We start from the raw sequence: 3088 nt of genomic DNA, 5'->3' as shown, positions 1-3088 counted from the left end.
GACCGTCACCGACACCGACGGCACCACTCAGGAGGTGACCACGCAGCCGACTATCCCGGCGCTCAGCGCCTGACCCGACATGAAGATCACGCGGTAGTCGTCACACACCACGCCGGCGGACTTGACCGCGTCTGGGACGCGCACCCGCCCCTTCGGGTCGAGGACGACCGGGCCGTCGGGTGTGGCACGCACGAGCAGGCGGGGGCCGTGCTCAACGACCTCGACCGCCTGCTGGGGCTTCCAGCCGAGGAGGGCCAAGAGAGTCGCCTCGCGCACCCGGCCGTGGTCGTCGAGCAGGGCGGTGCGGTGGACGAACCGCGCGGGCTGGACCGGAGCCAGCGCCGGCAGCGGGAGGACCGTCGCGGCGGCGTTAGGGACGGCGACGGTCGGAGCGGTGGTCGGCGGGATGAGCGCGGCGACCAGCCGCTCGGTCTGCTTGGCCCGAATCAGGCCGGAGGGGGTTGGCACCTCAAGACAGGTGCCGGACGAAATCGTGAGCGCAGCCGGATCTGGGTGAGCTGCGTCACGTAGTGCTGGGGAAGCTTCCCCGTGAGGAGTGTCCGAGGGGCGACACGCTACATACGCACACGGTCGCGGCCTTGATCGGTGTGGCGTCCCCGTACCCGGCTCGCGGTCAGAGGCGCAGAGGGAGGCTGCCGACGGTGAGCCTGGAGCCGATGATCATCTGAGCCCTGGATCCATCGGGACACGCGGGTGGACGCAACCCGGTCAGATCACGACTGCCTGCTGGACGTTGCCATCGCGACGTCGAGCCGGCCGACGTGTCGCCTCCACGAGCAGGCACGCCCCGGCTCCGCACGTCAGCAGGCCCGAGATCGCTTCCCACCACGGCTGGGCATCCCAGGGACCGATCGCGTAGGTGGTGGAGGCGACGAGCGGCGATGCCAGTATCAGCAGCACCGCCGCCGCACGGCTCGCCCAGCCGCGGGACAGCACCGCGAGACGCCCGAGCAGGAACGGGAGCACCAGGACCCACAGCAAGGTGGTGATGTCCGGGGCCACAGGTCTGACAACGGCACCGTCGAGCCCCGAGCGCAGCGTCGCTAGTCCGATGTCGATCACGACCAGCACGGTTGCGAGCAGAACCAGGGCGGAGACGAGCCCCGACTTCCGTCCGGTCAAGGCCCAGGGCAGCAGAAGAAGGGCGCCTGCGAGGACGAGCAGGGACGCACCCGCCAGCTCTGCGGCCACTCCCGCGGCCATCCACGGCTCCATCGGTGGGAGGAAGTCGTAGAGGTGGTCCATCCGTGTCGCGCACTTCTGGGTCTCCTGGTCCCCGCTCCACGGGCATGCACCGGCCCAGCGCTGCCAGGACGCGGCGTACAAGAGGCCCCCGGACGCCAACAGCGTCGTCGCCACCCAGAGCTTCACGATCCTCGGCACCATGGCCTTCTCTTACCGCACAGTCTGTGGCGTCTCGGCAGGCAGCGTGTCCGCGCGGGCATCACGGGCAGTGCCGTCCTCGGATCGCGCGGGCACCGGAGACCCCTGCGAGAGCGAACGGTCTTCGGGCTCGGACCGACGCCAGAGGCTACCGGGGAGGACCCGACAGACGCGTCCGAAACGACGCGGAAGCCCCGGACAGGCGGTCAGACGCCCGGTCGAGGCAGCGGCTCCGCGACGGCGCACCGCGCGTGTCGCGGATGTCGCGCACGGCGGAACGACTGGCGCGGCCCCCTGCTCAGTCGACTCGTCCGGGGGGCGACCCGCTGCATACGCACACGTTCGAGCCCGGGTGGGCGACGAAGCCGGGCCATCGCACCCCCTACCTCCCAGCGCATCAGGCAGTCTGGTCGGTCTCGGCGGAGACGACGGCTTCCTCGCGACTGGTGAACGGCCCTGCGGTGCGGCCGTCAGCGCGGCAGGTCCACCGGTAGCCATCCGGAGCCTGCTCGATCAGGTAGCCGTCCGGGTCGGCGGGGCCGTGGCCTGGGCGGTCGTAGGGGTCGGTCATGTGAACACCACGTTCTTCAACCGAACGCCGGCGAACGCGCTGCCGAGGTGGACGACGGGCACGGGTCGGTAGGTGGCGTCCGCGACGGTCAGGGTCTCGGTGACGGAGTCCGTGCGCGTGAAGGCGAGTTCCGAGCCGGTGACGGTGATCCGCAGCTGGACGTACGCGCCCAGCGCCGGCGCCGTTCCCCCCGTGGACGACGCCAGGGTGATGGCGACACCCTCGACGACCCGACGGACGACCAGGTCGCCGTCCCCCCGCAGGACGAAGAGGTAACCGTTGGCGCCGGGCGCCGAGCCGGACGACGGTCGGTACGGGTGGTCGTCGGTGCTCAGGAAGACGAACCCACCGCTGCTGTGGCTCGCCTGGTCCATCCGCACGTCCAGGTACAGCGTGAACGCCTCCGGGTCCGGCGGTGCGAGGAAGCCCATGAGCGTGCAGGTGACGGTCTCGGAGACGTCGAAGCCCCAGGAGGAGTCGTCCGGGTGGAACCGGCCGCGGCTGGTGTCCGGCAGCATCCCGGGCAGCCAGACCTGGCGCGCGAACAGGTCCGAGGCGCGGCGGTCCGCGTCTCCGGTGAGGTACAGGGGGTCGTCGGAGAAGATCGCGTCCACCCCGGCGGCGATGACAGCGTCCCGCTGGTGTCGGCGGTTCACCGTGTAGCAGGCCACCTCGATCCCCGCGGTGTGCGCCGCCGCGCAGACCGTCGAGGTGACGCGGCCCGCATCCAGGCCGATCCAGCCGATGCCCTCGGCGGAGGCCCGGGCGATGTCGGTGCTGCCGAGCCAGATGACGGGCCACCCCCGCGAGCGCGCCAGCCCGCAGTCGGCGAGGGCGAAGGACTGGAGCAGCACGGACGCCGGGCTGACACCGCGGCGCTCGAGCGCATCGAGCATCGGGCCCATGGCATCGCTGCTCTTGGCCTCGGCGCAGAGGAGGACGCGGTCGCCGAACTCGACGAGGACCTCCTCGAACAGCGGAGGGCGCAGCCCGTCGGTCCAGCCTCCGCCCAGGGTGACCGAGGCGTCGATGTCGAGCTGTTTCCAGGACACCGACGTGTGGTCGGCGACGTTGCCGCTGGAGGTGGTCATGCGGTCCACGGTGCCGTCGTGC

The 3088-nt window shown here is 71.2% G+C and carries 4 protein-coding genes; all 4 read right to left on the bottom strand.

Going from position 1 to position 3088, the window contains the following annotated elements:
• Positions 1 to 27: 27 nt before the first annotated feature.
• Complete coding sequence (locus tag G5C62_RS26365) at positions 28 to 468, bottom strand: hypothetical protein (protein ID WP_164703321.1); 441 nt, start codon at positions 466 to 468, stop codon at positions 28 to 30.
• A 261-nt stretch (positions 469 to 729) separates the two neighbouring features.
• Complete coding sequence (locus G5C62_RS26360; protein WP_156119294.1) at positions 730 to 1392, bottom strand: hypothetical protein; 663 nt, start codon at positions 1390 to 1392, stop codon at positions 730 to 732.
• A 409-nt stretch (positions 1393 to 1801) separates the two neighbouring features.
• Positions 1802 to 1975 carry a hypothetical protein gene (locus tag G5C62_RS26355; RefSeq protein WP_156119295.1) on the bottom strand — a complete coding sequence of 58 codons (174 nt, stop codon included), beginning with the start codon at positions 1973 to 1975 and terminating at the stop codon, positions 1802 to 1804.
• On the bottom strand, positions 1972 to 3088 hold a 1117-nt coding region (locus G5C62_RS26350), incomplete at its 5' end, for a glycerophosphodiester phosphodiesterase family protein (RefSeq protein ID WP_206330880.1). The genes G5C62_RS26350 and G5C62_RS26355, both read right to left, overlap by 4 nt.

This window comes from Modestobacter sp. KNN46-3 (genome assembly GCF_011039295.1).
The sequence above is the reverse complement of the archived record's forward strand: the minus strand, read 5'-3'. Positions and strand labels throughout refer to the sequence as shown.

Excerpts from the sequence above, each read along its gene's own strand:
- G5C62_RS26355 (WP_156119295.1), bottom strand. The coding sequence starts at position 1,975 with ATGACCGACCCCTACGACCGCCCAGGCCACGGCCCCGCCGACCCGGAC.